Source organism: Pelosinus baikalensis (assembly GCF_020819555.1).
GTDB classification, from domain to species: Bacteria; Bacillota; Negativicutes; order DSM-13327; family DSM-13327; genus Pelosinus; species Pelosinus baikalensis.
In genome coordinates this window covers 129,460-156,117 of the sequence record NZ_JAJHJB010000002.1, presented here as the reverse complement: position 1 = coordinate 156,117, position 26,658 = coordinate 129,460, and the positions used below count along the sequence as shown (strand labels likewise).

Here is a 26,658-nt window from a genome sequence, read left to right as displayed (position 1 = left end):
ACACATGTTGTCTGCAACTGAAATACAAGAAATCATTCCTCATCGGTATCCATTTTTATTAGTGGACCGTATTCTTGAACTTGATCCTATGAAACGGGCTGTTGGCATTAAGAATGTCACTATGAATGAAGAATTCTTCCAAGGACATTTTCCAGGGAAACCCATTATGCCTGGTGTATTACTATTAGAGGCTATGGCACAAGTTGGTGGCGTGGCAATGTTATACGCCGAGGAATATCGTGGAAATCTGGCATATTTTGTTAGCATGGACCGCGTTAAATTCAGAAAACCCGTAGTTCCTGGTGATCAAGTACGAATGGTCGCAGAAATTATTAAAATACGAAGCAGCATGGGGAAAATATGGGCCCAAGCTTTTGTTGATGATCAATTGGTGGCAGAAGGAGAATTTTTATTCGCATTATCTGCCAGATAATGAAAAAAGAAGTAAAATAGTGTTAATCAGAATCATCAGTGAGATAATACCGAGAAAAGGGCTATAAACGGTAAAAATTGGCGTAAAATTGTCTGCCATGTTTAGACTGGTCAGTCGGATTATAAATATAGTAGCATGTAACAAAAATGTATTTAGTCTAGTAAGGAGTTGATGAGCAGATGAAGCCGGAAAAGGTTGTCGTACCTCTGCGTAAAATACATGAGACAGCAGTCGTTCATCCCAATGCTCGTATCGGCAAAGATGTTGAAATTGGCCCATATGCAGTGGTTGGTGAGAATGTAGTAATTGGTGATGGGACTAAAATTAGTGCCCATGCTATTATAGATGGCTGGACCAGTATTGGAAAGAATTGTGTAATATTCCCGAGTGCATCCATTGGTTCAGATCCTCAAGATTTAAAATTTGCTGGTGAGAAAAGCTATGTTTTTATTGGCGATAACACCAAAATTAGAGAATTTGCTACGGTAAATCGAGCTACTGGTGAAGGCGAGGAAACCCGAATTGGTCATGATTGCTTACTGATGGCTTATACCCACGTAGCTCATAACTGTATTGTTGGGAATCATGTGATTATGTCTAATGCAGCGACATTGGCTGGTCATGTGGTTGTAGAAGACCGAGCTGTTATCGGTGGTTTAACTGGAGTTCACCAATTTGTAAAGATTGGCATGAATGCAATGGTAGGCGGCGCATCCAAAGTGGTACAGGATATCCCTCCTTTTGTGATTGCAGATGGACATCCAGCCCGCGTATCAGGACTCAATAATGTGGGTATGGCTCGTTCTGGGATAAGTCGCGAAGCCCGCAATAATATCAAAAAAGCATATAAAACTTTGTATCGTTCCGGACTGCCTTTAGCTCAAGCGATTGAAGTCATGGAACAAGAATTAGAATCCTATCCTGAAGTGGAACATTTCCTGCGTTTTCTGCGTAATGTAGAGCGGGGTGTCTGCCGCGGTCGTCGGGACGGAGAATAGGAGTTTAACAAATGAAAATAATAGGTTTATTAGCTGGTATTGGAAGATTGCCAGTAGAATTTGCCCGTGCCGCTCGCGGCATGGGCTTTACCGTGATTGCTATCAGTGTGGTGCCTGGGACAGATGAAGAATTAGATCGGGTGGCAAATAAAACCTACCATATTAGCGTTGGTCAATTACAAGCCATTATTACTACCCTTAAAGAAGAAGGCGTTACGGAAGTTACTATGATTGGCAAAGTCACTAAAGAATTAATGTTCGCAGGTGCAGTTGCCCTTGACAGTCGGATACAAAAACTGTTAGCAGGTCTTACTGATAATAGTGATGATACCATTATGTTAGCTTTTGTTCGTGAATTGGCAATGGAAGGGCTGGGCATCTTAGATCAAACAGCTTTGATTCGTTCATTGATGCCAGGACCTGGTGTGCTGACGGATCGGGAACCGACAGAAGAAGAACAAGCGGATCTGGATTTTGGCTTTACGATGGCCAAAGAGATTGGCAGATTGGATATTGGTCAGACGGTAGTAGTGAAGAATTGTGCTGTCATGGCTGTAGAAGCCATTGAAGGTACAGATGCATGTATTCGCCGCGGCGGTGAATTAGGACGATGCGGCGTGCGAGTAGTAAAAGTCGCCAAACCGAATCAGGACATGCGTTTTGATGTACCAACTGTGGGACCGAATACCATAGAATCCATGCTTGCGGCAGGAGCGACAGCTCTCGCCATGGAAGCAGGCAAAACTCTGCTGGTAGATCGCCAAACCGTTCTAAAAATAGCCAACAATCATGGCATAACAATTCTGGTAATGTGATAAAATAAGAGATACCTAGTATTTTTGAACCACAAAGACACAAAGGACACTATGGAACGTTCCCTTTGTGTAACGCGTTAGCGTTTTTGTGCTTTTGTGGTTCAAAGAGCTTTAAAAAATTTTTTGAGCTACTATTTGTTGGAGGCTTTGTATGTGTAAAATCATGATTTCAGTAGGAGAAGCATCAGGTGATTTGCATGGGGCTAGTGTTGCTCATGCGTTAAAAGCCATACAACCTAACATCAAAATGTTTGGCATGGGCGGCAAGGCAATGGCAGAGGCTGGTGTGGATATTGTATATGATATTGCCGATTTAGGTGTTATCGGCTTTGTGGAAGTCATAAAAAACCTGCCGAGATTATTTAAATTGCGCGATGACCTAGCCGAACTCATGGAACAGGAGAAACCTGATGCCCTAGTCATTATTGATTATGCTGACTTTAATATGCGATTGGCTAAAATTGCTAAAGAAAAAGGTATTCCCGTAATATCTTATATTAGTCCTTCGGTCTGGGCATGGAGAAAAGGCAGAGCAAAAGAAGTCGCCAAAATCGTAGAAAAAGTGGCGGCTATTTTTCCTTTTGAAGCGGAGGTTTATAAAGAAGCTGGAGCGAATGTTACTTTTGTAGGACATCCATTGCTCGATATTGTAAAACCAACCATGTCAAAGCCAGAGGCTTATCAATACTTTGAGGCTGATTCCGGGAAGCCAATTGTACTGTTGTTGCCAGGCAGCCGCCAACAGGAAATCATCAGTTTATTACCTGTCATGCTTGCGGCTGGGGAGAAAATAGCAGAAAAAGTACCAGAATGTCAATTTTTTCTGCCGGTGGCCTCGACAATTTCCCGGGAAATGCTACATAGTATGATCGAAAAATATAAAATTAAGGTTGTTTTAACGGAAAAGAACACGTATGATTTGATGAATATTGGAAATGTAGCGATTGCGGCTTCCGGTACAGTTACCTTAGAGGCATCTTTATTAAACCTACCTACCGTAATTATATACAAATTAGCAACCCTTACCTACCTTTTGGGTAAACTGTTAGTAAAAATTCCATACATCAGCCTGCCTAACATTATTGCGGGACGTAAGGTAGTACCAGAATTATTGCAATCTGCAGTAACAGCAGATAATATTGCTAATGAAACAATACCTATATTATTGGATTCCTATTTGCATGAGAACATGCTGCAAGACTTGGCTGAGGTAAAACGCAAGCTGGGTGAGGTTGGTGCTGTTGAGCGTGTAGCAAAGGAAATTTTAATCGTAGCTGAAGGTCAAGGGTTAAGTGGAGGACAAAGATGACAACCTATACGCGTCTGTTACAATATATAAGACCCTACTTACCGCGAATGGTTGTAGCAGTTTTTTGTATCATTCTAGCGGCAAGTGCCACTTTATATGTGCCTTGGATATTGCGAGAAGTGATTGATGAGGTGCTAACAACAAAAAACATGTCAATGCTTAATACGATTACGATTGGCATTGTGATTGTATATTTTCTGCGAGGTATCTTTTTCTTCGGACAAACCTATCTCATGTCCTATATTGGACAGAAGGTCATTATAGACATGCGTGGAGAAATATACAGGCATATGCAGCGTCTGTCGTTATCGTATTTTGAAAAACGCCAGACAGGTAAAATTATGAGTTATATTACCAATGATGTAGCTGCAGTACAAGGTGCCTTGGTGGAGAGTATGATTGAACTGGTCACCGAAGGAATGACCTTAATTGGTTCATTAGGAGCCATGTTTTATCTTCACTGGAAACTATCTCTCTTGACCTTAGTAACTTTGCCGTTAGTCGGGCAGGCGATTAAGATTTTTGGAAAAAAATTGCGAGCATCCAGTATGACTGTGCAGGAACGGACGGCTGACATAACCTCTGTTTTGCAGGAAAGTATCTCCTCTGTACGAGTTATTAAATCCTTTGCCAGAGAAGACTATGAAATAGAGCGTTTCCAAAAGGAAAATAACCAGAATTTTAGAGCACAGATGAAAAATTCTCAAATTATGGCTACTTTAACTCCCGTCATTGAATTTTTGGCTGCCATTGGCGTTACCCTTATTATATGGTATGGAGGAAAAGAAGTTATTGCTAATAACTTGACGGCTGGTTCGCTGATTGCCTTTTTAATGTATGCAATCAATTTGAGCAATCCCCTTAAACGCTTAAGTCGTGTATACGGCAATATTCAAAAGGCATTATCTGCCGCGGATCGAGTATTCGAAGTGCTTGATACCAAGCCAGAAATCGAAGATATGCCAGGTGCTATTGCATTGCCAACCATAGAAGGATATGTGGCATTAAATAATGTAACTTTTGAATATAAAAAAGGTGAACCTGCCTTGCAGCAGCTGAACCTCAAAATCAATCCAGGCCAGGTAGTGGCAATTGTAGGACCAAGCGGTGCTGGTAAAACCACCATTGCTAATCTGATTCCACGGTTTTATGATACGACAGATGGTAATATTACCATTGATGGTATTGATATAAAGACAGTTACCTTGCAATCCTTGCGAGAACAAATTGGCATTGTTCCCCAAGAGACGATTTTGTTTAATGGCAGTGTATACGATAACATTTTATATGGAAAATTAGATGCTGATTATGACGAAGTTGTGAATGCTGCAAAAGCGGCCAACGCTCATAAGTTTATTATCGATATGCCTGACGGCTATGATACGCAAATTGGCGAGCGAGGCTCAAAGTTATCCGGTGGTCAAAGGCAGCGCATTTCCATTGCCAGAGCGATTTTGAAAAACCCTCGCGTGCTGATCTTGGATGAAGCCACATCAGCATTAGATACAGAAAGTGAGAAATTAGTGCAGGAAGCGGTGGATAAATTAATGATCGGGCGAACATCTTTTGTGATTGCCCATCGTTTGTCTACTGTACAGCGTGCCGATTTAATTGTAGTAATGGAAAAGGGTAAAATTGCAGAGCAGGGTACTCATGCAGAACTTTTGGCAGCGGATGGCTTATACAGCAAGTTATATCAAGTTCAGTTTGAGAAACGGTAAAGAGGAACGATGAAAAAGAGGTATTAACATGCATTTTCTTTACAATTTATTAGTCACATTGCTTGTTGTGCTGGCTGCTCCAGTGTTCCTCTTCCGTTTTATTCGGGAAGAAGGATTTGGTCGGCGCTTACGGCAAAGTTTTGGTTTTATACCAGAAGAAGAGTTGGCACCGGTGCTGCAAAAAGATTGTATTTGGCTGCATGCAGCATCAGTAGGTGAGATTGTTGCAGCAAGCCCTATTATAAAAGAGATTAGTCATGAACTTCCTGATAAGCCCATATTAATATCTGTAGTGACTTCCAGTGGGTATGACATGGCCAAAAGAATTATTAAAGATGCAGATAGTATTATCTTCTTCCCTCTGGATCTGCCGTATCTTAGCCATAGCGTGGTGAAACGGGTTCGTCCCAGTGTGTTCTTATTGGTGGAAACCGAATTGTGGCCTAACTTTTTAAAGGCCGCAAGACATTTTTCTATCCCCGTTATGATGGTGAATGGCAGAATAAGCGATAAAAGTGTGGAACGATATCATTATATGCGCAGCATACTAAAAAGTATGTTGAATACCGTAGAGAAATTCTGCATGCAATCTACCATTGATGCCCAGTATATTATTCGTTTGGGAGCAGATGTACAGCGAGTTGTTGTTACGGGTAACACCAAATTTGATCAAACCTATACCAATGTTACGCTAAAAGAACAGCAAACCCTGCGCCAGGGAATGGGGATTGAAGAATCAGTTCCTGTTTTGGTAGCGGGAAGTACCCATCCCGGAGAAGAAGAAATCTTACTAATTGCTTTTCAAAAGGTACGAGAATCATATCCCAGCGCAAAGCTTTTAATCGCACCAAGGGATATTATACGCAGCGAAGAAATTGTTAACTTAGCGGCAACCTATGGTTTTAAAGGAATACTCAGGACTAAATTTTCTCAGCAGTCTCGTGAGCAGCATGATATTATTGTGCTGGATACCATTGGAGAGTTAGGGAAAGTATATAGCATTGGTGTCATTATTTACGTAGGAGGCAGTCTTGTGCCGCGAGGGGGTCACAACATTCTGGAACCTGCAGCGCATGGCAAACCGATTCTGGTTGGTCCTCATATGTTTAATTTTAAAGAGACCTATGCATTATTTTCTGGCAGGCAGGCATGTGTGACAGTATATGATGCTGAAACGTTGGGGACAACGTTTTTAGAGCTTTTAAATAATGAAGAATTACGGTTAAAGATGTCCCAAGAAACATTGGCGATTATTGAAGAAAATCGTGGAGCTTCGCGCAAAAGTGTGATGTATCTAAAAGAGTTATTGGGACGAATAAATTGAACAAAGGCGGAACAAGTATGCGCCAACGTGAAGAAATACAACTTTATTTATATCGATTAATACATGGTGAAGAACCAGGCATTCTTACAGATTTCCTGCTGGGTGTACTGCATATTTTCTCTGTTATTTATGGCTGGGCAGTGCTTTGTAAGCTAGCCTTATATAAGTATGGAATTTTAACGCAGCACAAGCTGGCTTGCCATGTTATTAGTCTAGGGAATATTACAGTAGGCGGAACTGGTAAAACTCCTACTGCTCAGCGATTGGCTACGATCATTCGGGACATGGGCTATCGAGTAGTCATTTTAAACCGTGGCTATAGGGCTGGGTGGAGAGGGCAGATTGGTTTAGTTTCAGATGGGGAAAAAATCTATATGTCTGCAGCGGAAGCTGGCGATGAAGCCTATTTATTAGCGAAAAGCTTACCTAAGGTTTCAGTAGTAATTGGGAGTAATCGCATTATTACAGGCGAATATGCTGTGAATGAGCTAAAGGCAGATGTCATTATTTTAGATGATGGATTTCAGCATTGGCAATTGGCACGTGATTTAGACATTGTATTAATTGATTCTCTAAACATGTTTGGCAATCAATTTATGCTGCCGAGAGGAACTTTGCGAGAACCTTTGTCCAATTTATCCCGGGCACAAATCTTTTTACTGACAAAAATTGATCAGTCAAGCCTTGAGGCTAAGGAAATGATTTATAGCACCTTGAATCAATACAATAAAAAGGCCTTAGTTGTGGAAAGTATTCATAAGCCTCGGTGTTTCGTAGAAATTGAAGAATGGTATAAAGGGACAATAGGACGTAAGAACGTAGCATTAGAAAGTGTCCGCGGTCATAAAGTGCTGGCCTTTTCGGCTATCGGCAACCCCTCTTCCTTTGAACAGACCATTTTGGATCTTGGCGTATCAGATGTATGCGGCGTAAGATATGTTGATCATCATGACTATACTATGGCAGAAATGCAGTATATTATGCAAAAAGCCGTAGATGAAAAGGTATATGCCTTGGTTACTACAGAAAAAGATGCAGTAAAAATTCCTGCAGAATTTATTCACTCTGATCGTCCATTGCCTTTATATGTCCTGAGCATTGCTGTATTCTTTACAGAAGGCTATGAAGATCTAATGGGTTTAATTAAAAAAGTAGAAAATAAGCAGGATGCTGCTGATAATTAATCTAATTGCCTTTTCTCTGTGTCTTCTACCGTAAAAAATTACGAACCACAAAGGCACAATGCCGCTAATGCAGCATACAAAGGAGAACACAAAAAATATATATAACCCTTTGTGTCCTTTGCGTCTTTGTGGTTCGATCCTGTTTTATATATTTTAAAGAATCAAGAATTTTCCTTGATATTGCTAGATAAGGGGAGGTTTTTTCTATGAATATAGTATGCGTTATTCCAGCACGGTATTCATCAACTCGGCTTCCAGGTAAGCCTTTAGCGGATATAGCGGGCAAGCCAATGATACAACATGTATATGAAAGGGCTGCTCTGGCAAAGCGCCCCCAGCGTGTGATTGTAGCAACTGACCATCCGTTTGTACTGGAAGCAGTTAAAAAATTTGGCGGTGAGGTACTATTAACATCTGCGGATCACCCTACGGGTACCGATCGGCTGGCCGAAGTTGCAGAGCAATGCCCCGATGTGGATTTAATTATTAATGTCCAAGGGGACGAGCCTATGATCGAGCCTGAAGTGATTGATCAATTAGCCGGTGCTTTTGATAACAATCCTGATCTCAATATGGCTACGTTAATGACCCAAATGGATACAAGTGAGTACCAGGTTCCCGGTGCCGTAAAAGTAATCACGGATTTACAAGGTTATGCCTTATATTTCTCTCGTTCCCTGATTCCTTTTCCTCGCGTTGAGATTGGTTTGCCAGTCTTTAAGCATATTGGAATATATGCGTATCGGCGGGAATTTCTGCTAAAATATGCAAAATTAGCTCCAACCCCTTTAGAAAAGACGGAATCATTAGAACAATTACGAGCCCTAGAACATGGCTATCGCATAAAAGTAATCAAAACCAATTTCAAATCCATTGGCGTAGATACCATAGAAGATTTGGAAAAAGTAAATTTGCTATTGAAAAATTAAGGAGACTAACCACAAAGGATTTTATAAAAACCTTGCGTAACCCTTTGTGTCCTTTGCGCCTTTGTGGTTCAAAGTAACCTACACTCTTCGTTAAAAATATTTAGGAGGTTTTTTCTATGAATACAGTTAATATTGGTTCTATTACAGTAGGGGCAAAGAATCCTATTGCTTTGATTGCCGGACCTTGCGTGATTGAGGGAGTGGAACGTACTCTAAAAATTGGTAAAGCGATCAAGGAGATCACAGATAGACTGGGTATTCCATATATCTTTAAGGCATCCTTTGATAAAGCCAATCGCTCCTCTTATTCCTCTTTTCGCGGACCAGGCCTTACAGAAGGGTTAGCAATACTTAGTCACATCAAAAAAGAGCTGGGTGTTCCTGTTGTAAGTGATATTCATTCCAGTGATCAAGTAAGTCCAGCAGCAGAAGTATTGGATATCTTACAAATTCCAGCTTTCTTATGCCGTCAGACGGATTTACTAAATGATGCAGCAAAGACAGGTAAAGTCATTAATGTGAAAAAAGGGCAATTCTTAGCACCAAATGATATGAAGAATGTAGTTGCCAAGATTCGCGAGGCGGGCAATGAGAATATTCTTCTTACAGAACGAGGTGCAAGCTTCGGTTATAATAATCTAGTTGCCGATATGCGCTCCTTGCCCATTATGCGCTCCTTTGGCTATCCGATTGTTTTTGATGCGACTCATAGTGTACAATTACCGGGGGGAGCAGGAACGACCTCAAGCGGACAGCGGGAGTTTGTGCCCTATCTGACTCGGGCAGCTGTGGCAGTAGGTGTTGATGCTTTATTTATGGAAGTTCATGATAATCCCGCCGAAGCGTTATCCGATGGACCTAACATGCTATATATTGAACAATTAGAAGACTTATTAAAAGATGTACAAGCTCTTGATCATGTAGTTAGGAAGCATAAGTAATATAGATTCACAAAAAAAAATGAACCACAAAGACGCAATGCCGCTATCGCAGCACACAAAGGGGAATAACTCTTAGTGTCCTTTGTGCCTTTGTGGTTTAATAATTTTATTGGGGAGGTAATACTATGATTATTGAACAAGCAAAAGAAGTATTGGCAATTGAGGCTGCAGCTATTGAGAGTCTGATTCCTCGAATCAATGGTCAATTTACAGCAGCGGTGACAATGATTTTAGAATGTTCGGGAAGAGTGATTGTTACGGGTATGGGAAAATCCGGTCATATTGGCAGAAAGATTGCTGCAACCTTTGCCAGTACTGGAACCCCTGCTTATTTTCTTCATCCTGCTGAAGGAATTCATGGAGATTTGGGGATGGTCACACCGAATGATATTGTACTGGCTTTATCAAATAGTGGTGAAACTTCGGAAGTAGTCAGCATCTTTCCTGCCATTAAGCGAATCGGTGCCAGTATTATTGTCATGTGTGGCTGCGAAGATTCTACAATGGGCAAAAATGCGGATATATTCTTAGATACAGCTGTGGAAAGAGAAGCGTGTCCATTAGGGCTAGCGCCAACGGCCAGTGCCATTGCAACATTGGCTATGGGGGATGCTTTGGCTATCGCTTTACTATCGGAACGTAAATTTACTCCAGAAGACTTTGCGGTCTTTCATCCAGGAGGATCATTAGGTCGTAAATTACTCTTAACAGTTGAAAATGTAATGCATGCAGGAGAAGACAATCCTGTCGTTACGCTGGATAAAACAGTGAAGGAAGCCTTGTTTGTTATTACCGGCAAGGGGCTTGGTGCGACAAATGTTGTAGATCAGCAAGGTCATTTAGTGGGGATTATTACCGATGGCGATATTCGCAGAGGCTTGGAACATGGTCACGAATTCTTAGATAAAAAGGTAGATAGTATCATGACTAAAAATCCTCGTACCATTACAGCTAATAAATTAGCGGCTCAAGCTCTTTCTGTTATGGAAAAAAATCATCCTCGCCCCATTACAGTGCTGCCAGTCGTGGATGAAAATAATAAAACGATTGGTATTATTCACCTTACTGACTTATTACGTCAAGGAGTGGTATAATGGGTATAGAAGCCTGTGCTAAAAATACTAAGCTTCTGGTGCTAGACGTAGATGGTGTACTGACAGATGGACATATTATCTTTGGCAGGGATGGCGAATTGATGAAGAATTTTCATTCTCATGATGGATTAGGCATTGCACTTGCACATCAAGCAGGTATAAAAACGGCTATCATCACGGGACGCGAAAGTCAAATCGTTCATTTGCGCAGTATTGAACTAAAAATTATGGATGTACACCAGGGAGCTAAGGATAAGGTAGAAGCGCTTTCTGTTTTGTTAACTAAATACAGCTTGCGCTCGGAAGAAGTAGCCTATGTAGGAGATGATTTGCTGGATCTGTCCATCATGAGACAAGTTGGCTTAGCCTGCGCGGTAGCCAATGCTGTACCGGAAGTCAAACAACATGCTCACTTCATAACCACCAAACAAGGCGGCCAAGGAGCCGTGAGAGAAGTGGTGGAATTCATTCTAAAAACCCAAGGAAAATGGGACGACATCATCAATTCCTACCTTCAAGGCGGCAAAGTCGAAAGCAGACAGTAACAATATGAACCGCAAAGGCACAATGCCGCTAACGCACACACAAAGGATTGCACAAAAAAAATATAAGTAAAACCCTTTGTGTCCTTTGCGTCTTTGTGGTTGATTCGTTTTAGATGTTTTCTCTGATTAGCATTTTGGTATCAGAGACTACAACGTATTTTATTATAAATTCTCCTCTTTATGAGAGGGGTGCCCGTAGGGCGGGGTGTGTTCATCCCCTACAGAAAGGAGGTCGCCAATGTCTAATGCTTGGCAGTACTATTTACTAAAAATGTTGAGTTTTTTAATCTGTTTATTACCGTATAAAGGTGTTTTATTGTTAGGGAAGATTCTGGGAAAACTATATTATCGTATTGCTGCACGGCAGAGGCGGCGAGCTTTACTGCAGATACAAGAGTCGCTGGGAATTTCGTTAGAAGCTGCCCAAAAGCATATTGACAGTTTGTTTATTAAATTGGGGCAAACGTTTGTAGAGATGCTGTATATGCCTGCTCTCACGTTAGAGAATTTGCATCAATATATTACGATAGAAAATCGTCATTTTCTTGCTGAAGCAGTAGAGCAAGGACGAGGTGTGGTTCTGCTTACGGCTCATGTGGGCAATTGGGAATGGTTGGGAGCTTCTTTAGCAATGGATGGTTTCCCGGTGGCTGCTGTGATTAAGCGCCAGCCCAATGATCAGCATACTAGAATCCTAAATGAATACCGTGAAATGGTGGGCATGGAAATTTTTGCCCGTGGCACCACCGAATTAGTCAGTGCGGCAAGGGCCCTGAAGAAAGGTAAGATTCTTGGATTTTTAGCGGATCAGGATGCAGGCACGACGGGCTTATTCATTGAATTTCTAGGTAAAATGTCTTCTACTCCAACCGGACCGACAGTGTTTGCCAAAAAATTTAAGGCTCCTGTTGTACCGGTTTTTATGGTTCGTAAACCCGAAGGCGGGCATCGAATTATCATTCATGAACCTTTTTATTATGAAGATACAGGTAATGAAGTAGAAGATAACTATAAAATTACAGTCAAAATGACGAATATTATTGAAAACACCATTCGAGAATATCCCGATGAATGGCTATGGTTTCAAAAACGCTGGAATACAGCTTATTCTGAGACTGATGTGAAGTATGAGCAAAGTATATCCCCGGAAAGGATAGGTAAACAGGCATGAAAAAGAAAGCAGGAATGATTCTTGCCTGTATTATAATACTAGTAAGTGGTTTGTATTACTTTTTAAAAGATGAACCCCTTGCCCAAGCTCCTCCGGAAGAGCCAAAGGATCAACAAACCTCAAAACTCGCTTATGTGGGAAATTCGATTGTGGAGCAAAAGGATGGAAAACCCCTGTGGGAATTAAAGGCTGAGTTCATTGAAATTGATGTGGATACAAAGAATGTACAACTAAAAAATCTGGTAGGAACCTTTTATCAGGAAAAAGGTGGTAAAATTGAAATCACAGCCCCAGAGGCATTTGTGGACAGCAAAACAAAAGACATTACCATGTCTGTAAAAGTGCAGGCGACAGCAAGTGACGGCACAACTTTTACAGCCAATGAGGCTCGTTGGTCGAGTACGGACCAAAAAGTATATGGTTCTGGCAATGTCATTCTTACTAAAGATGATACTGTGCTTACAGGGGATAAAATAGAGAGTGATTCCAATATGGAGAAAATAAAAGTATTTGGCAATGCTAAGGTCGTAAAAGGAGGAGTGTCCAAATGAAGTCTAAAATAGTGAATATAACTCTTGGGTTAGTACTCTCCCTTAGCGTAATTTCCTATAGTTATGCGGCTTCTAATAAACCGGTAGAACTGGCAGCTGATACCATTGAATATGATTCAGTAAAAGGTATTATGACAGCCCAGGGCAATGTCCGCATCGTGCAGGAGAATGCTGTCATGACGGGCACTAATGCAGAATATAACAGCAAAACAAAAGAAGCTCATATATATGGTGGTGTCCAGGTTGTACAAGAAGATGCCACATTGTTAGCTGAAGAAGTGAATTCCTATGATAATAATCACATCGTTGCCATCGGTAACCCGATATTAACCAAAGGGAGCAGTCGATTGGACGGTCCTAAGATTGATTATTACTCAGATAAACAGTATGCTGTCGTTAACGGCTGGGCACGCTTAGAAACAGAAGACAGCACCCTGACAGCTAACCAAATCGAATCCTTCTTTAGTGAAGATCGTGCCGTGGCTCAGGGAGATGTGCACATTGTTAGTGATGCACGTAAGCTAGATGCCGTAGCAGATCATGCCGTATATTATGGCAGTAAAGATCAGCAGGGAAAAACCGTCTTAACAGGTAATGCCAGAGCAGTACAAGAGGGGAATGTACTAACCGGAAACACTTTAACCCTATACATGGACAATAAAGTCGTAGATGTCCAAGGCCGCAGCAAGTTAGTTATAACTCCTCAGTAAAGCACTACGGGGAGTCTCCGTTTTGCTACTAGAAATTATGAACCACAAAGGCACAATGCCGCTGATGCGGCACACTATGGAGAGACCAAATAATAATTTATAAGTAAAATCCCTTTGTGTCCTTTGCGTCTTTGTGGTTCAAAAAACGGAATTCATTTCTCTTAAATTTGTATCTCAGCTTTGTAGCAAGGAGTTTTCATATGTATATTGAAACATTTAACTTAGTAAAAACCTATAAAGATCGTAATGTGGTAGATGGTGTCAGTCTTAGAGTCAATCAGGGCGAGGTTGTTGGTTTATTAGGGCCAAATGGTGCTGGTAAAACCACTACATTTTATATGATTGTTGGTCTAGAACGCCCCAATGATGGTATGATTGTCATTAATGATCAAGATGTAACTGATATGCCCATGTACCGTCGTTCGAACTTTGGTGTAGGATATCTCCCTCAAGAAGCATCTGTATTTCGAAAACTTACAGTAGAAGATAATATTATGGCAATACTAGAAACGACTAAACTTACTGCTTCTGAGCGCAAGGAAAAGGCAGAAAGTTTGCTAGATGAATTTAATATCAATCATGTTGCAAAACGAAAGGGCTCCCAGTTATCTGGAGGGGAGCGTCGCCGTGTGGAGATCGCTCGCTGCTTGACTACGGATCCAGCCTTCATCTTACTAGATGAACCTTTTGCTGGGGTTGACCCCATCGCTGTAGCCGATATCCAGCAGATTATCGGATATTTAAAACAACGAGGAATTGGTGTGCTTATTACGGATCACAATGTGCGGGAAACATTAAGCATTGTCGATCGTGCATATATTTTAAACGAGGGACAGATTTTGATTCACGGTGATGCCATAACCATTGCAAACAGTGAAATTGCTAGGAAATTCTACCTTGGGGAGAATTTCAGCTTAAAATAGTAGGGAGAATTGTATGCGTATACTTGATAAATATATAGTCAAAGAACTACTAGGTCCTTTTATATTTGGAATTGCTTCCTTTTCCAGTGTTTTTATTGGCACAAGCACGCTGATGAGAATTGCCCAGTATGTAACTCAATACGGAGCATCCTTGAATTCCGTAGCCAAATTATTCATTTATAGCCTGCCGCCAATTGTCGTTTTAACTTTCCCCATGTCGATGCTGCTGGCAGCATTGCTAGCATTTGGCCGACTATCCGGTTCTAGTGAAATCACCGCGATGCGTTCCGGGGGTATAAGCTTTTATCGTTTATCCGCTCCTGTGTTTGTTATTGCTTTTTTCGTCAGTATTTTTGCTGTCTTTTTCTCTGAAATGGTAGTTCCTCAATCCAATTCAGCTTATAATTATATAGTGCGCTATGAAATTCAAAAAAGTACGACGCCGTTTAAGTCTCAGGAACATGTTGTCAGTAAGGAAGTCAAAGATAATATGCTAGAAAGGCTAATTTATGCCCGTAAATTTGAAGAAGAAACGAATACCATGTATGCGGTGGTCATGCAGGAATTTGATAATGGTACCTTAGTACGGGTAGAAAATGCAGAAAAAGCCGTGTGGCAGGATAATCATTGGACCATGATGAATGGGGTCATTCATGATTTGACAAATGAGGGAAACCTTGAGCGCACCATGCACTTTGAACAGCAGATTATGCCAATGGCAAAAGCGCCAAGTGCCATTTCTCGGGAACAGAAAAAGCCAGAAGAAATGACAATTAAAGAATTAAAGCAGCATATTAAAATATTAGAAAGAGAGTATGTCAACGCCAAAAAATATGAGATGGAATTGCAGCAGCGATTAGCGATTCCCGTAGCCAGTTTTGTTTTTGCATTAATTGGCACACCATTGGGATTGCAGCCTAACCGCTCAAGTTCCTCCATAGGTCTTGGAATTAGTATTATTATCATCTTTGTATATTATGCGATTATGACAGTTTTCACAGCATTGGGACAAGGCGGTGCCCTCCCTGTGGTTCTCGCTGCCTGGATACCCAATATCATCGGCATCATCGCAGGTGCCCTCCTAGTACGCAAAGCCTCACGGTAAGACCTGTCTTTGTGATTTAAGTTCCATAGTGTCCTTTGTGTCTTTGTGGTTCAATAAGTTGCTCTATGTTTTCTTTATAGAATAGAAAGGAGGTACACACATCATGTATGGTTTTACACTCATTGCCGTTTTAGCCATAACAGGCGGAGCGATTGCCTATATTGGTGATAAATTGGGTACAAAAGTTGGCAAGAAGAAATTGAGTATTTTTGGTCTGCGCCCCAAGCATACCTCTATTATCGTTACAATTATTACCGGCATTCTGATTACTGGGTCTACCATTGGTGTATTATCATTAGTATCTAAGGATGTGCGTACCGCTCTTTTTGGTATGGAAGCCTTAGCACAAAAGCTGTCTACTTTATCCCAGGAAGTAGCCAGTAAAAATGTTGAATTGGATACCAGTCGTGTTGCCCTTGAATCTAAGAATGCCGAATACGCCGCCCTGACTCTGAAAGTAAAAGATACGGCAGAGCGTTTGCGGGCCATTAGCAGTGAACTAACAGCGGTAATTGCCCAGCGTGACCGCACTGCTTTAGAATTAGAGCAAGCAAAAGGAGATTTAGAAACTTCTAAGCAAGCCTTAACGACATTGCAGGAGACCAAAAATCAGTTGGATCTGCGTGTCCAATTACTGAATCAATCTAAGGTTACCTTAGAAAAAGACGTGGATCGCTTAAATCAATTAACAACCAAGCTAGGAGAAGGCATCCAGGTTGTTCGGGAAGGTTCTATTATCTATCGTGCAGGTGAAATTCTATCTACGTTTACCCTTCCCGGTGGTAAAAGTAAAGCGGATACAGAACTAGCGTTAAAGGAAGCCATTTATACAACGAACCAAGGTATTATTGAGAAATTGGGGATTGAAAATAAAAACCTGGGAGTCTTGTGGATTGCCCAGGAAGATTTTGATAAAATTGTTACGACGTTAGTGAACCATCCAGAGGATGTGATTGTCCGTATCTCGGCAGGGGGCAACACAGTATATGGTGAGCCTGTTGTTGGTCAAATTGGGATTTTCCCAAATCGACTGATTTATGCCCGGGAGGAGACCATTTACATGTCCATTATCGAAGGCGGTTCTAAAGCGGCGCATCCAGAGCAAAGTGTAATGACTTTTTTACAGAAAGTGAATGCCTCAGCAGTAGAAAAAGGGATATTGCCAGATCCCATTCAGGGGACAGTAGGCGCTATCAATGGTGCAGATTTTTATGATGCTGTCAATAAAGTAAAACGGTATAGCGGTAAAGTAATGATTACGGCAACAGCCAAAAATGATATATACACAGCTGGCCCTTTAAAGATTGAACTGCACGTTCAAGAAGTCTCTAAGTAAGACAAAGTCATTTAACAGAAAGTACCAGAGGAGAATCCTGCTTTAAAAGCAGGATTCTTTTTTCTTTTGGCGAAATAGATAATTATAAAGTTTATGTAAACAATATATATTTTTTAACATTCAATGACTAAATAGTCATGTGCTGTAGATAAAGAGAATTACCAATATTTACACATGGGTATTAAGCAGGAATAAAAAAAGATATATAGAATTATGTAAACTATAACCTGTAAAAAGCGACAGGGGCATGAAAGGGATAGATGATGCAAGGATGACCGTTCTAATGAGGAAACGTGGAAACTCATGAAGCACTCCTTGATTCAATAACTCTTATCATGTTGGTGATAGCACCCGCGAAAAAACAACATTTTAAGGGGGATTTTTCCAAATGAACAAGAAACTTTTAAAAGTAGCAGTGACTACTGCACTGGCTGCCAGCATGGCAGTACCAGCATTCGCAAACCCATTTTCCGATGTACCTGCAAAACACTGGTCATACGATGCAGTAAACAAATTGGCTCAAGCTGGTGTGGTTGAAGGCTATGGCGATGGTACTTTCAGAGGAGACAAAACCGTTACTCGTTATGAAATGGCACAAATCGTAGCAAATGCTATGACTAAATCCTTGAATGCAGACCAAAAAGCAACTGTAGATCAATTGTCCAAAGAATTTGCTACTGAATTAAACACATTGGGTGTAAAAGTAGAAGGTATGCAAGATCAAATTGACAAAATGGTAAAAATTTCTGGTGATGCTCGTGTACGTTATACAAATGTAGAAGATGAAGACGACAAAACAGATCTTCGTACTCGTGTTTCCTTTGATGGTAACATCAATGAAGACGTTAAGTATAATGCTCGCTTAAGTGGAACCTTCCAACCTAACGAAAACAACCAAACAGTTGGAATTAAATTAGACACTGCTAACGTATCTTTCAATGCTCTTGGTGCTGATGCTACTGTGGGTCGTCAAGATGTTCTTTTAGGATCAGGTATTATGTTCGATGACAAATTGACTGGTCTTGGATTGCAAGCTGGCGGTTTGAAATTGTATGCAGGTAATAATACTGGTACTAATGATGCAGATTCAGAACGCATGTATGCTGCTGAATACGGTGCTAATATTTTTGGTGCAAAAATAACTGCTGATTACCTAAAAAATGGCGATAACAAAGCATACGGAATTAATGGTTCAGCTCCAATTACAAGCGGCGTAACTGCTCTTGCAGACTACGTTAAAAACGATTCCAATGACGCTGACGCTACTGCTTTTGGTGTGAAACTTAACAAACTTGGATTGACTGTACTTCACAGAGATGCAGATGCAGGTGTTTACAACGCTTACTCTAGTGCAGATGTAATTGCTCTTCCTACTGATCAAGCAATTAAAGGTATGGAATATCAATTTGATAAATCTCTTACCAAGAATGCTGACTTAAAAGTTAAATACCAAGATTTCGATAACATGAATGCACGTACTTCTGCAGCTGTTAACGTAAAATTCTAAAACTACTCTTTACAAAAGCACCCTTCGGGGTGCTTTTGTTTGTCTTATGATATTAAAATAAATAATTCCCTTTGTGTCCTTTGCGTCTTTGTGGTTCAATTTGTTTTATATTTAAAGGATGCGTAACGTTTTTCTAATAAAAATTAATTTCAGAATTAGCAGGATAATTCAATTAAACATAGAATGATTATCAATATCAAATAAAATACCTAGTAAAGGTATTAGTTTGAGAAGACTGATTTACTACATTTATTGTAGTAAATGCACAAGAGTGAGCATTTTTCTAAAAAGTGTGGAGTTGAGGAAACTTGGAAACTCAAGACCAGCTTTTTAGATTTCACTCAGGGTAAGAAAAAAAACCTTAAGGAGAAATCGAACATGAACAAGAAAATGGTAGCAACTCTTGCAGCTGCAATGGTACTTGGCATAGCCGGTACATCATTCGCTGCAACCAATCCTTTCACAGACGTCCCTGCAAAACATTGGTCCTATGATGCGGTAACAAAACTAGCTAAGGCTGGTATTGTTGACGGTTATGGCGATGGCACTTTCAGAGGGGACAAAACCATCAGCCGCTATGAAATGGCTCAAATCGTTGCAAAAGCACTGGCTCATTCTGACAAAGCAACTGCCCAGCAAAAAGCTTCTATCGACAAATTATCCGTAGAATTTGCGGAAGAATTAGAAGGACTTAATGTTCGCGTAACGAAATTGGAGAAAAATTCTTCGACTGTGAAAGTTTCTGGCGAAGCTCGGCTGCAATATGAGGATTTTTCCAATACCTCTAATGGCTTAGAACTCCGCACTCGTATACATCTTGATGGCACGATTAATGATCAATGGTCCTACTATGGACGTTTACAATCAGAGAACAATCTTCGTGGTGAAAGCGGCGACGATAAGGTCACTCTAGATAATGCGTATGTCAAAGGTCAATTATTCGGTACGACTGCTACTATCGGTCGTTTTGATTACATACCGAACAATGGACTGATGATTGATAGTACGTTAAATGGTGTAAATCTTGAAGTGGGCAATGTACTAAAAGCAAATGTATTTTATGGCAAGGACAATAATAAAGATGCTTGGGGCGCAGATGAAGATACTGCTACCAAACATTTAGAAGTGACTGGTTTAACATTGAATTATGATGCATCAGCAGCTACCGCACTAACAGGTGGTTACTATCAGTTTAAGAACAAAGATAATGATACCCTTAATAATGGAACCTATTTTGGCTCAAACGATGATACTCGCAAAGTATGGGAAGCTGGCTTTAATACAAAATTCAGCAAAAACTGGGCATTAAATACATCCTATGGTCAATCTGATGCAGATACAGAAGATAAAGCATACTATGCTGAATTTGCATATAAAGGCGCTGATCAAGCCGAGGTCGGTTCCTATGGCGCATGGGTGAACTACCGTCACTTAGAAGCCAATGCGGCTCCTAAAACCACCTTTGATGGTCCATATGCATTCGATTCTCAAGCTGATGGCGGCAAAGGATACGAGATCGGCGCAAGTTATACACCAGCTTTGAATACCGTTCTTACTGTTAAATATGCTAATTTGAAACCAACCACCGATGGTAGTTCTTCCGATAAGACAAAATACTACCTAGCGCAAGCAGAATTTTTCTTCTAAGAACATCATCCCCAACCGTTGGCCTATGCCAGCGGTTTTTCTTGTAAGTAGAGAAAGTATAAGTTTTACACCCTTTGTGTCCTTTGCGTCTTTGTGGTTCGATCCATTTTATATGTTTTATTAATATAATCTTATAGATTATGTTGCTAATTAAAAATCTTCAAAGGAATCCAACCTGCCAAAATAGAAGAGTAACCTTATTACATAATAAATTCCCCTCTAGAGGGGGGCTGATGACTCTCATAATAGATTCCCCTCTAGAGAGGGGTGCCTGAAAGGCGGGGTGTGTCGTGACCACTAACCAAACCATTATCAGCATCGACCCAGGACGAGAAAAATGCGGTATTGCCGCAGTTCATCAAGAAAAGGGTGTACTGCAGAAGAATATCATACCAACCCAAGACTTACCTTCCATTATTCAAGAGTGGCTTAGCAAGTATCAGACGAAAACCGTGATTATGGGAAATGGCACTTCAAGCAAAGATGCCAAGAACCTGTTAGAAAAAATCCTGATAAATGGACAATTCCTTGAAGTGACTTTAGTAGATGAATACCGAACGACTGACGATGGCCGCCGCCGCTATTGGCAGGAAAATCCCCCTCAGGGCTTTTGGCGTCTGATACCCGTGACCATGCAAACACCGCCTCAGCCAGTTGATGATTATGTCGCTGTAATACTGGCAGAACGTTATCTGGTAAATGTTAACAAATAGTTAACGAAAAGTTAACAAATTTTTTGTATAAATATACATAATGTAAGAAGGAAAATAATATATTATGGAGAATATACTAGAAAGTGAGGTAAGATCTGACATTGCTTAAGATACTAATAAGGAGAGATTGAGGAAACATGGACACTCAATTAGGAACCCTTCTTAGGCTTATCATGTAAGATCACCGAACAAAAATAAAAAAACCTAAGGAGAGATTCAAACATGAAAAAGAAATTAGTAGCTTCTTTGGCAGCTGCAATGGTACTTGGCGTAGCTGGTACATCATTCGCTGCATCCAACCCTTTCGTAGACGTTCCTGCAAAACATTGGTCCTATGACGCGGTAACAAAACTAGCTAGCGCTGGTATTGTTGACGGTTATGGCGATGGCACTTTCAAAGGCGATAAAACCATCAGCCGTTATGAAATGGCTCAAATCGTCGCAAAAGCAATGGCTCATTCCGACAAAGCAACTGCTGAGCAAAAAGCTTCTATCGACAAATTGTCCGTAGAATTTGCTGACGAATTAGAAGGCTTGAATGTTCGTGTAACAAAATTAGAAAAAAATTCTTCTACTGTAAAAGTAACTGGTGAAGCTCGCTTGAGATATGAAAATTATGATAACGATGCTGGAAAAAATACTAATACGCTTAGACTTCGTACTCGTATTGGTTTGGGTGGTCAGATTAATGATGAATGGTCCTATTTTGGTCGTTTAGAATCCACCACTAATTTGCATGGTGATGGTGCTGATAGTGCTACTGATACCAGTAATGACACTGTGACTATGCAAAATGCCTATGTAAAAGGTGCCTTATTCGGAACTACCGCTACGGTTGGTCGTTTTGACTATGTTCCAAATAACGGGATCGTAATGGATGGTCAGGTAAATGGTGTGAAAGTTGGTTTTGGTAATGTTTTAAAAACCGAGCTTCTTTACGGTAAACAAAACAATACAAATTTATGGGGATTGGCTGACAAACCTAACTTAGAAGTTACTGCAGCTACTTTAAGCTATGCAGCTTCAAAAGCCACGACTTTAAATGGTGGTTACTATCAATATAAAAATACATCAGATGATACTTATTTTAATGGTGATGATAAACGTGATGTATGGGAAGTTGGTTTTAAAACTCAGATTGCTCCTAACTGGGCTTTAAAAGGTACGTATCTTAAGTCTGATGCTGATGCAGATGATAGAGGATATTGGACAGAATTAGGCTACAAAGGTGCAAATAAAGCCAAAGTTGGCTCTTATGGTGCATGGGTCGGCTATCGTGATATCGAAAGAGATTCAGCTCCATTACCAACTTTGAATGGTACATATGCTGAAGCCAAAGCACGTAATGGTGGTAAAGGTTATGAAGTAGGATTTAACTATACACCAGTATTAAACACTGTTCTTCGTGTTAAATATGTTGATTTGAAAAAATCTTATGACGGTGCTGATGATGCAAAGACCAAATTCGTTCAAGCACAAGCTGAATTCTTCTTCTAAAAACACAATAAAAAAATCGCTGAATTTGTCAGCGATTTTTTTGTCCTGCCATGCGAGTGATACGAAGCTTCCCTTCCTTGCTAAGAAAAGAAAAGTACAGCCTATTGTCAGGAATTTTTAAAAATCACTTGACTTATTAGTCAATAATGTGTAATATTGGAAATGTAAATTGTTTGTTAAATTTTTCTTTACATAGTTAATAAAATACATTACCTTATATGGGCATTAATTTATAAATGGTCTTTCACTGCTTAGAAGTAATCAGAAAGATAAAAGATATTTCTTTTACTAATAGATGATTCTAGCAGTAGTGAATAGATATGAACAATAAGCCTGACAAGGATAACCTTGAGGGAACATGGATACTCAGAGATGTCCTTTCTTAGGTGGAGTTCATAGGTAAAACAAAAAATAAAACCTAAGGAGAGATTCAAACATGAAAAAGAAATTAGTAGCTTCCTTGGCAGCTGCAATGGTACTTGGCGTAGCTGGTACATCATTCGCTGCAACCAATCCTTTCACAGACGTTCCTGCAAAACATTGGTCCTATGATGCGGTAACAAAATTAGCTAGTGCTGGTATTGTTGACGGTTATGGCGATGGCACTTTCAAAGGCGACAAAACCATCAGCCGTTATGAAATGGCTCAAATCGTAGCAAAAGCAATGGCTCATTCCGACAAAGCAACTGCTGAACAAAAAGCTTCTATCGACAAATTGTCCGTAGAATTCGCTGAAGAATTAGAAGGCTTAAATGTACGTGTAACAAAATTGGAAAAGAATTCTTCCACTATTAAAGTAAGTGGTGAAGCTCGTTTGAGATATGAAGATTATTCCAATAAATATGCAAATCATGATAGTTCCTACAAACTTCGTACTCGTATCAACCTTGATGGAACTATCAATGATAACTGGTCATACTATGGTCGTTTGCAAGCTGTGAACAATTTAAAAGGTGAAGGCGATACAGATGTAACCATGGATAATGCCTATGTAAAAGGGAATATTGCAGGCACTACTGCTACAATCGGTCGTTTCGATTACTTCTTGAACAATGGTATGATGATTGATAGTACATTAAATGGTGTAAATTTTGAATTTGGTAATGTGTTAAAAGCAAATGCATTCTATGGTAAAGATAATAATAGAGATGTTTGGGGTAATGATAAGGAAGTAATGGATGATTACCTAGAAGTAACTGGCTTAGGTTTGAGTTATGCAGCTTCGAAAGCTACTACTTTGAATGGCGGTTACTATCAATTTAAAGATACAAATGAATCAGGATATTTAACCAAAGCTACTACTGATGACACCTTGAAAGTTTGGGAAGCTGGTTTCAAGACACAATTCACTCCTAACTGGAGCTTAAGTGGTTCCTATGGTAAATCTGATGCAGACACTGAAGATACAGCCTACTATGCTGAAATCGGCTACAAAGGCGCTGACAAAAAGAAAGTTGGTTCTTATGGTGCGTGGGTTAACTATCGTAATTTAGAAGCTAATGCAGCTCCTAAAACTACCTTTGATGGCGCATATACTTCTCGTGGTCAAATAGGTAATGGTGCTAAAGGCTATGAAGTTGGATTTAATTACACACCAGTATTGAATACTGTTCTTCGTGTGAAATATGCTAACCTAAAACCAACTGCTGATACAGCTCCTACTGAAAAACAAGATTTCTATCAAGCACAAGTTGAGTTCTTCTTCTAAGAATTGCTCAAATCAGAAGCCGCTAACAAATTTGTTAGCGGCTTTTTTATTTTTTCATTCCCTTCTAGAGAGAGGCGACCTGAAAGCGGCGTGTGTTAAGAATGCTAGTTAGAAACCAGACTGTTACAGAGTTTGGAGGCAACGTTAATTTATAAAAATAGAAAAATATAATAAATTCAGAAAATTAACTTGATCTATTGATAATGATTGTGTTAATATTAAAAATGTAAATTACTTGTAAAATTTTTTTTAATCGTTTAATAAAGTCTTAAGTATATAAAGCAATAATTCTAATTACATATAAGTTTGTGAAGCATTATATTTTTAGAAGGTCTTTCACTGCTTGGAATTATCCAAAAGTATAAAATTTCATTTATTAATGGATAATTCTAGCAGTAGTGAATAGATATGAACAGTAAACCTGACAAGGATAAACTTGAGGAAACATGGAAACTCAGAGATATCCTTTCTTAGGTGGAGTTCATAGCAAGACAAAAAATAAAACCTAAGGAGAGATTCAAACATGAAAAAGAAATTGGTAGCTTCCTTGGCAGCTGCAATGGTACTTGGCGTAGCTGGTACATCATTCGCTGCAACCAATCCTTTCACAGACGTCCCTGCAAAACATTGGTCCTATGACGCGGTAACAAAACTAGCTAATGCTGGTATCGTTGACGGTTATGGCGATGGCACTTTCAAAGGTGACAAAACCATCAGCCGTTATGAAATGGCACAGATCGTAGCAAAAGCAATGGCTCATTCCGACAAAGCAACTGCTGAGCAAAAAGCTTCTATCGACAAATTGTCCGTAGAATTCGCTGAAGAATTAGAAGGATTAAATGTTCGTGTAACGAAATTAGAAAAGAATTCTTCGACTATTAAGGTAACTGGTGAAGCGCGCTTGAGATATGAGAATTATGATGCTGATGTTAATAATTCTAACTCTTTAAAATTACGTACTCGTGTACACCTTAATGGTCAGATTAATGATGAATGGTCATACTATGGTCGTTTGCAATCAGTTAATAACCTAAGAGGCGAATCTGGTGACGATAAAGTAACCATGGATAACGCATATGTAAAAGGGCAATTATTAGGTGCAACTGCTACGATTGGTCGTTTTGACTATTTCTTAAATACTGGTTTAATGATTGATAGTACATTAAATGGTGTAAACTTTGAATTTGGTAACAAATTAAAGGCTAATCTTTTTTATGGTAAAGAAAATAATACAGATGTTTGGGGTAATGTAACAGATCCTGACACTGATGAACCGATCTTAGGTTTTGATGAAAAAGTAGAAGTAACTGGTTTAGGTTTGAATTATGCAACTTCAAAAGCTACAAATTTGAATGGTGGTTACTATCAATTTAAAGCTAAAGATCAAACGACTATTACGTCACTAGGTGGTGAAGATAAAGTAAAAGTTTGGGAAACTGGCTTTACTACAAAATTTGCTCCTAACTGGGCTTTAAATGCTTCGTATGGTAAATCTGATATCGATGATGAAAATACAGCATATTATGCTGAATTTGCATATAAAGGTGCAGATAAGAAAAAAGTGGGATCCTATGGTGCATGGGTTAACTATCGTCATTTAGAAGCTTATGCAGCACCAAAAACAACTTTTGATGGAGCATATACTACATATGGCCAAAATGGTTATGATTTAGCTAGTAAGGCTGCACGTGATTTTGGTTATGGTGCTAAAGGTTATGAAGTAGGATTTAATTATACTCCAGCATTAAATACAGTACTTCGTGTAAAATATGCTGATTTGAAACCTATTTCAGATGGTGCTCCTACTGACAAAACAAAATTCTATCAAGCACAAGTTGAGTTCTTCTTCTAAGAATTGCTCAAATCAGAAGCTGCTAACATTTGTTAGCGGCTTTTCTTTTAATCCCCTCTAGAGAGGGGTGCCTGAAAGGCGGGGTGTGTTCAGCAGAGTATCTTTCAACGATTCCTATCATTTCCAGCAGGAAATGATCATTAATATATCGAAGATATAAATTCAAAGATACATCATATATCCAAATCATCTTGAAAGGTGGAAAAATTATGAAGAAAAAGTTTATCATTGGCCTATTGGCTTTCTGTATGCTATCCGTAGCGGTTGTGCCAGTTACGCAAGCTGCTATTTTTGGCGACCTTCTAAAGGTTGGCGGGATTTCCATTCTAATTGATAAATTTGCGGGACAGTTGAATGGTTTTATCAATACCTTGACCTTTAAACATGGTGCCGGCTCTGACTTTGCTACCAAAGTAGTGCCAATTCTTAGCTTTGGCAGTGGTGGTTACATAGGGGCAGCTCAGGTCATTGGGACACAGGATCTGATTGACAGAACCCAAGCGGTTGTGCAAATTGAGGGCGCCTTTAGCGGAAAGACATTCCGCGTAAAAGCCCTAATACCAATTGACAGTAAAAACCCTGTAAACTTCTCCCGTGTTAACGGCGTAGGCGTATCAGCCATCATCGATGTGAAAATTTAAAGAT

The 26,658-nt window shown here is 39.9% G+C and carries 24 protein-coding genes; all 24 read left to right on the top strand.

Annotated features, from left to right (window positions below; translation table 11 throughout):
* The first annotated feature begins 4 nt into the window (after positions 1 to 4).
* The 24 genes from fabZ to LMF89_RS02100 all read left to right on the top strand — a co-directional run bounded on the left by fabZ (position 5) and on the right by LMF89_RS02100 (position 26,654).
* Complete coding sequence (gene fabZ / locus LMF89_RS02215; RefSeq protein WP_229533702.1) at positions 5 to 433, top strand: 3-hydroxyacyl-ACP dehydratase FabZ; 429 nt, start codon at positions 5 to 7, stop codon at positions 431 to 433.
* Positions 434 to 612: 179 nt separating this feature from the next.
* A complete protein-coding gene (gene lpxA, locus LMF89_RS02210) occupies positions 613 to 1,431 on the top strand; it encodes an acyl-ACP--UDP-N-acetylglucosamine O-acyltransferase (RefSeq protein ID WP_229533701.1) in 819 nt (272 codons plus the stop codon).
* An 11-nt stretch (positions 1,432 to 1,442) separates the two neighbouring features.
* Positions 1,443 to 2,246, top strand: coding sequence for an LpxI family protein (locus LMF89_RS02205; RefSeq protein WP_229533700.1), 804 nt, complete (start codon positions 1,443 to 1,445; stop codon positions 2,244 to 2,246).
* Positions 2,247 to 2,397: 151 nt separating this feature from the next.
* Entirely contained in the window at positions 2,398 to 3,555 is a 1,158-nt protein-coding gene (lpxB, locus tag LMF89_RS02200) for a lipid-A-disaccharide synthase (RefSeq protein ID WP_229533699.1), read from the top strand.
* Positions 3,552 to 5,276 carry a lipid A export permease/ATP-binding protein MsbA gene (msbA, locus tag LMF89_RS02195; RefSeq protein ID WP_229533698.1) on the top strand — a complete coding sequence of 575 codons (1,725 nt, stop codon included), beginning with the start codon at positions 3,552 to 3,554 and terminating at the stop codon, positions 5,274 to 5,276. The genes lpxB and msbA overlap by 4 nt, the downstream gene beginning before the upstream one ends.
* 28 nt (positions 5,277 to 5,304) lie before the next feature.
* Complete coding sequence (locus tag LMF89_RS02190) at positions 5,305 to 6,600, top strand: 3-deoxy-D-manno-octulosonic acid transferase (protein ID WP_229533697.1); 1,296 nt, start codon at positions 5,305 to 5,307, stop codon at positions 6,598 to 6,600.
* Positions 6,601 to 6,617: 17 nt separating this feature from the next.
* A complete protein-coding gene (lpxK, locus tag LMF89_RS02185) occupies positions 6,618 to 7,784 on the top strand; it encodes a tetraacyldisaccharide 4'-kinase (protein WP_229533696.1) in 1,167 nt (388 codons plus the stop codon).
* Positions 7,785 to 7,990: 206 nt separating this feature from the next.
* Complete coding sequence (gene kdsB / locus LMF89_RS02180) at positions 7,991 to 8,713, top strand: 3-deoxy-manno-octulosonate cytidylyltransferase (RefSeq protein ID WP_229533695.1); 723 nt, start codon at positions 7,991 to 7,993, stop codon at positions 8,711 to 8,713.
* 116 nt (positions 8,714 to 8,829) lie between these two features.
* Complete coding sequence (gene kdsA / locus LMF89_RS02175; protein ID WP_229533694.1) at positions 8,830 to 9,654, top strand: 3-deoxy-8-phosphooctulonate synthase; 825 nt, start codon at positions 8,830 to 8,832, stop codon at positions 9,652 to 9,654.
* A gap of 125 nt (positions 9,655 to 9,779) precedes the next feature.
* The gene (locus LMF89_RS02170; protein ID WP_229533693.1) at positions 9,780 to 10,748 is read left to right on the top strand and encodes a KpsF/GutQ family sugar-phosphate isomerase; all 969 of its coding nucleotides are present in this window, start codon (positions 9,780 to 9,782) and stop codon (positions 10,746 to 10,748) included.
* Positions 10,748 to 11,293, top strand: a complete 546-nt coding sequence (locus LMF89_RS02165) for a KdsC family phosphatase (RefSeq protein WP_229533692.1) — start codon at positions 10,748 to 10,750, stop codon at positions 11,291 to 11,293. Before LMF89_RS02170 ends, LMF89_RS02165 begins: the two co-directional genes overlap by 1 nt.
* Before the next feature lie 238 nt (positions 11,294 to 11,531).
* Positions 11,532 to 12,464, top strand: coding sequence for a lysophospholipid acyltransferase family protein (locus LMF89_RS02160; protein WP_229533691.1), 933 nt, complete (start codon positions 11,532 to 11,534; stop codon positions 12,462 to 12,464).
* Complete coding sequence (lptC, locus tag LMF89_RS02155) at positions 12,461 to 13,015, top strand: LPS export ABC transporter periplasmic protein LptC (RefSeq protein ID WP_229533690.1); 555 nt, start codon at positions 12,461 to 12,463, stop codon at positions 13,013 to 13,015. Before LMF89_RS02160 ends, lptC begins: the two co-directional genes overlap by 4 nt.
* On the top strand, positions 13,012 to 13,725 hold the full coding sequence (locus LMF89_RS02150; protein WP_229533689.1) for an LptA/OstA family protein: 714 nt from the start codon (positions 13,012 to 13,014) through the stop codon (positions 13,723 to 13,725). The genes lptC and LMF89_RS02150 overlap by 4 nt, the downstream gene beginning before the upstream one ends.
* Positions 13,726 to 13,925: 200 nt before the next feature.
* The gene (lptB, locus tag LMF89_RS02145; RefSeq protein ID WP_007958980.1) at positions 13,926 to 14,648 is read left to right on the top strand and encodes an LPS export ABC transporter ATP-binding protein; all 723 of its coding nucleotides are present in this window, start codon (positions 13,926 to 13,928) and stop codon (positions 14,646 to 14,648) included.
* Between the two features lie 13 nt (positions 14,649 to 14,661).
* The gene (locus LMF89_RS02140; protein ID WP_229533688.1) at positions 14,662 to 15,753 is read left to right on the top strand and encodes an LptF/LptG family permease; all 1,092 of its coding nucleotides are present in this window, start codon (positions 14,662 to 14,664) and stop codon (positions 15,751 to 15,753) included.
* A gap of 103 nt (positions 15,754 to 15,856) precedes the next feature.
* Complete coding sequence (locus tag LMF89_RS02135) at positions 15,857 to 17,089, top strand: DUF3084 family protein (protein WP_229533687.1); 1,233 nt, start codon at positions 15,857 to 15,859, stop codon at positions 17,087 to 17,089.
* A 388-nt stretch (positions 17,090 to 17,477) separates the two neighbouring features.
* Entirely contained in the window at positions 17,478 to 18,596 is a 1,119-nt protein-coding gene (locus LMF89_RS02130; protein ID WP_229533686.1) for an S-layer homology domain-containing protein, read from the top strand.
* A 378-nt stretch (positions 18,597 to 18,974) separates the two neighbouring features.
* Positions 18,975 to 20,243: a UFO1_4202 family uranium-binding S-layer protein gene (locus LMF89_RS02125; protein ID WP_229533685.1), complete on the top strand. Its 1,269-nt coding sequence runs from the start codon at positions 18,975 to 18,977 to the stop codon at positions 20,241 to 20,243.
* 290 nt (positions 20,244 to 20,533) lie between these two features.
* Positions 20,534 to 20,956, top strand: a complete 423-nt coding sequence (locus tag LMF89_RS02120; RefSeq protein WP_229533684.1) for a RuvC family protein — start codon at positions 20,534 to 20,536, stop codon at positions 20,954 to 20,956.
* 222 nt (positions 20,957 to 21,178) lie between these two features.
* The gene (locus LMF89_RS02115; RefSeq protein ID WP_229533683.1) at positions 21,179 to 22,453 is read left to right on the top strand and encodes an S-layer homology domain-containing protein; all 1,275 of its coding nucleotides are present in this window, start codon (positions 21,179 to 21,181) and stop codon (positions 22,451 to 22,453) included.
* Between the two features lie 436 nt (positions 22,454 to 22,889).
* Positions 22,890 to 24,161, top strand: a complete 1,272-nt coding sequence (locus LMF89_RS02110) for a UFO1_4202 family uranium-binding S-layer protein (RefSeq protein WP_229533682.1) — start codon at positions 22,890 to 22,892, stop codon at positions 24,159 to 24,161.
* A 523-nt stretch (positions 24,162 to 24,684) separates the two neighbouring features.
* The gene (locus LMF89_RS02105; protein ID WP_229533681.1) at positions 24,685 to 26,013 is read left to right on the top strand and encodes a UFO1_4202 family uranium-binding S-layer protein; all 1,329 of its coding nucleotides are present in this window, start codon (positions 24,685 to 24,687) and stop codon (positions 26,011 to 26,013) included.
* A gap of 209 nt (positions 26,014 to 26,222) precedes the next feature.
* On the top strand, positions 26,223 to 26,654 hold the full coding sequence (locus tag LMF89_RS02100) for a hypothetical protein (protein ID WP_229533680.1): 432 nt from the start codon (positions 26,223 to 26,225) through the stop codon (positions 26,652 to 26,654).
* Positions 26,655 to 26,658 lie beyond the last annotated feature (4 nt).

Excerpts from the sequence above, each read along its gene's own strand:
- LMF89_RS02140 (WP_229533688.1), top strand. The coding sequence starts at position 14,662 with ATGCGTATACTTGATAAATATATAGTCAAAGAACTACTAGGTCCTTTT.
- msbA (WP_229533698.1), top strand. The coding sequence starts at position 3,552 with ATGACAACCTATACGCGTCTGTTACAATATATAAGACCCTACTTACCG.
- kdsA (WP_229533694.1), top strand. The coding sequence starts at position 8,830 with ATGAATACAGTTAATATTGGTTCTATTACAGTAGGGGCAAAGAATCCT.
- LMF89_RS02165 (WP_229533692.1), top strand. The coding sequence starts at position 10,748 with ATGGGTATAGAAGCCTGTGCTAAAAATACTAAGCTTCTGGTGCTAGAC.
- LMF89_RS02105 (WP_229533681.1), top strand. The coding sequence starts at position 24,685 with ATGAAAAAGAAATTGGTAGCTTCCTTGGCAGCTGCAATGGTACTTGGC.
- lptC (WP_229533690.1), top strand. The coding sequence starts at position 12,461 with ATGAAAAAGAAAGCAGGAATGATTCTTGCCTGTATTATAATACTAGTA.
- lpxA (WP_229533701.1), top strand. The coding sequence starts at position 613 with ATGAAGCCGGAAAAGGTTGTCGTACCTCTGCGTAAAATACATGAGACA.
- LMF89_RS02130 (WP_229533686.1), top strand. The coding sequence starts at position 17,478 with ATGAACAAGAAACTTTTAAAAGTAGCAGTGACTACTGCACTGGCTGCC.
- LMF89_RS02135 (WP_229533687.1), top strand. The coding sequence starts at position 15,857 with ATGTATGGTTTTACACTCATTGCCGTTTTAGCCATAACAGGCGGAGCG.
- LMF89_RS02160 (WP_229533691.1), top strand. The coding sequence starts at position 11,532 with ATGTCTAATGCTTGGCAGTACTATTTACTAAAAATGTTGAGTTTTTTA.
- LMF89_RS02205 (WP_229533700.1), top strand. The coding sequence starts at position 1,443 with ATGAAAATAATAGGTTTATTAGCTGGTATTGGAAGATTGCCAGTAGAA.
- kdsB (WP_229533695.1), top strand. The coding sequence starts at position 7,991 with ATGAATATAGTATGCGTTATTCCAGCACGGTATTCATCAACTCGGCTT.
- LMF89_RS02150 (WP_229533689.1), top strand. The coding sequence starts at position 13,012 with ATGAAGTCTAAAATAGTGAATATAACTCTTGGGTTAGTACTCTCCCTT.
- LMF89_RS02170 (WP_229533693.1), top strand. The coding sequence starts at position 9,780 with ATGATTATTGAACAAGCAAAAGAAGTATTGGCAATTGAGGCTGCAGCT.
- LMF89_RS02125 (WP_229533685.1), top strand. The coding sequence starts at position 18,975 with ATGAACAAGAAAATGGTAGCAACTCTTGCAGCTGCAATGGTACTTGGC.
- fabZ (WP_229533702.1), top strand. The coding sequence starts at position 5 with ATGTTGTCTGCAACTGAAATACAAGAAATCATTCCTCATCGGTATCCA.
- LMF89_RS02190 (WP_229533697.1), top strand. The coding sequence starts at position 5,305 with ATGCATTTTCTTTACAATTTATTAGTCACATTGCTTGTTGTGCTGGCT.
- lpxB (WP_229533699.1), top strand. The coding sequence starts at position 2,398 with ATGTGTAAAATCATGATTTCAGTAGGAGAAGCATCAGGTGATTTGCAT.
- LMF89_RS02110 (WP_229533682.1), top strand. The coding sequence starts at position 22,890 with ATGAAAAAGAAATTAGTAGCTTCCTTGGCAGCTGCAATGGTACTTGGC.
- LMF89_RS02115 (WP_229533683.1), top strand. The coding sequence starts at position 21,179 with ATGAAAAAGAAATTAGTAGCTTCTTTGGCAGCTGCAATGGTACTTGGC.
- lptB (WP_007958980.1), top strand. The coding sequence starts at position 13,926 with ATGTATATTGAAACATTTAACTTAGTAAAAACCTATAAAGATCGTAAT.
- LMF89_RS02100 (WP_229533680.1), top strand. The coding sequence starts at position 26,223 with ATGAAGAAAAAGTTTATCATTGGCCTATTGGCTTTCTGTATGCTATCC.
- lpxK (WP_229533696.1), top strand. The coding sequence starts at position 6,618 with ATGCGCCAACGTGAAGAAATACAACTTTATTTATATCGATTAATACAT.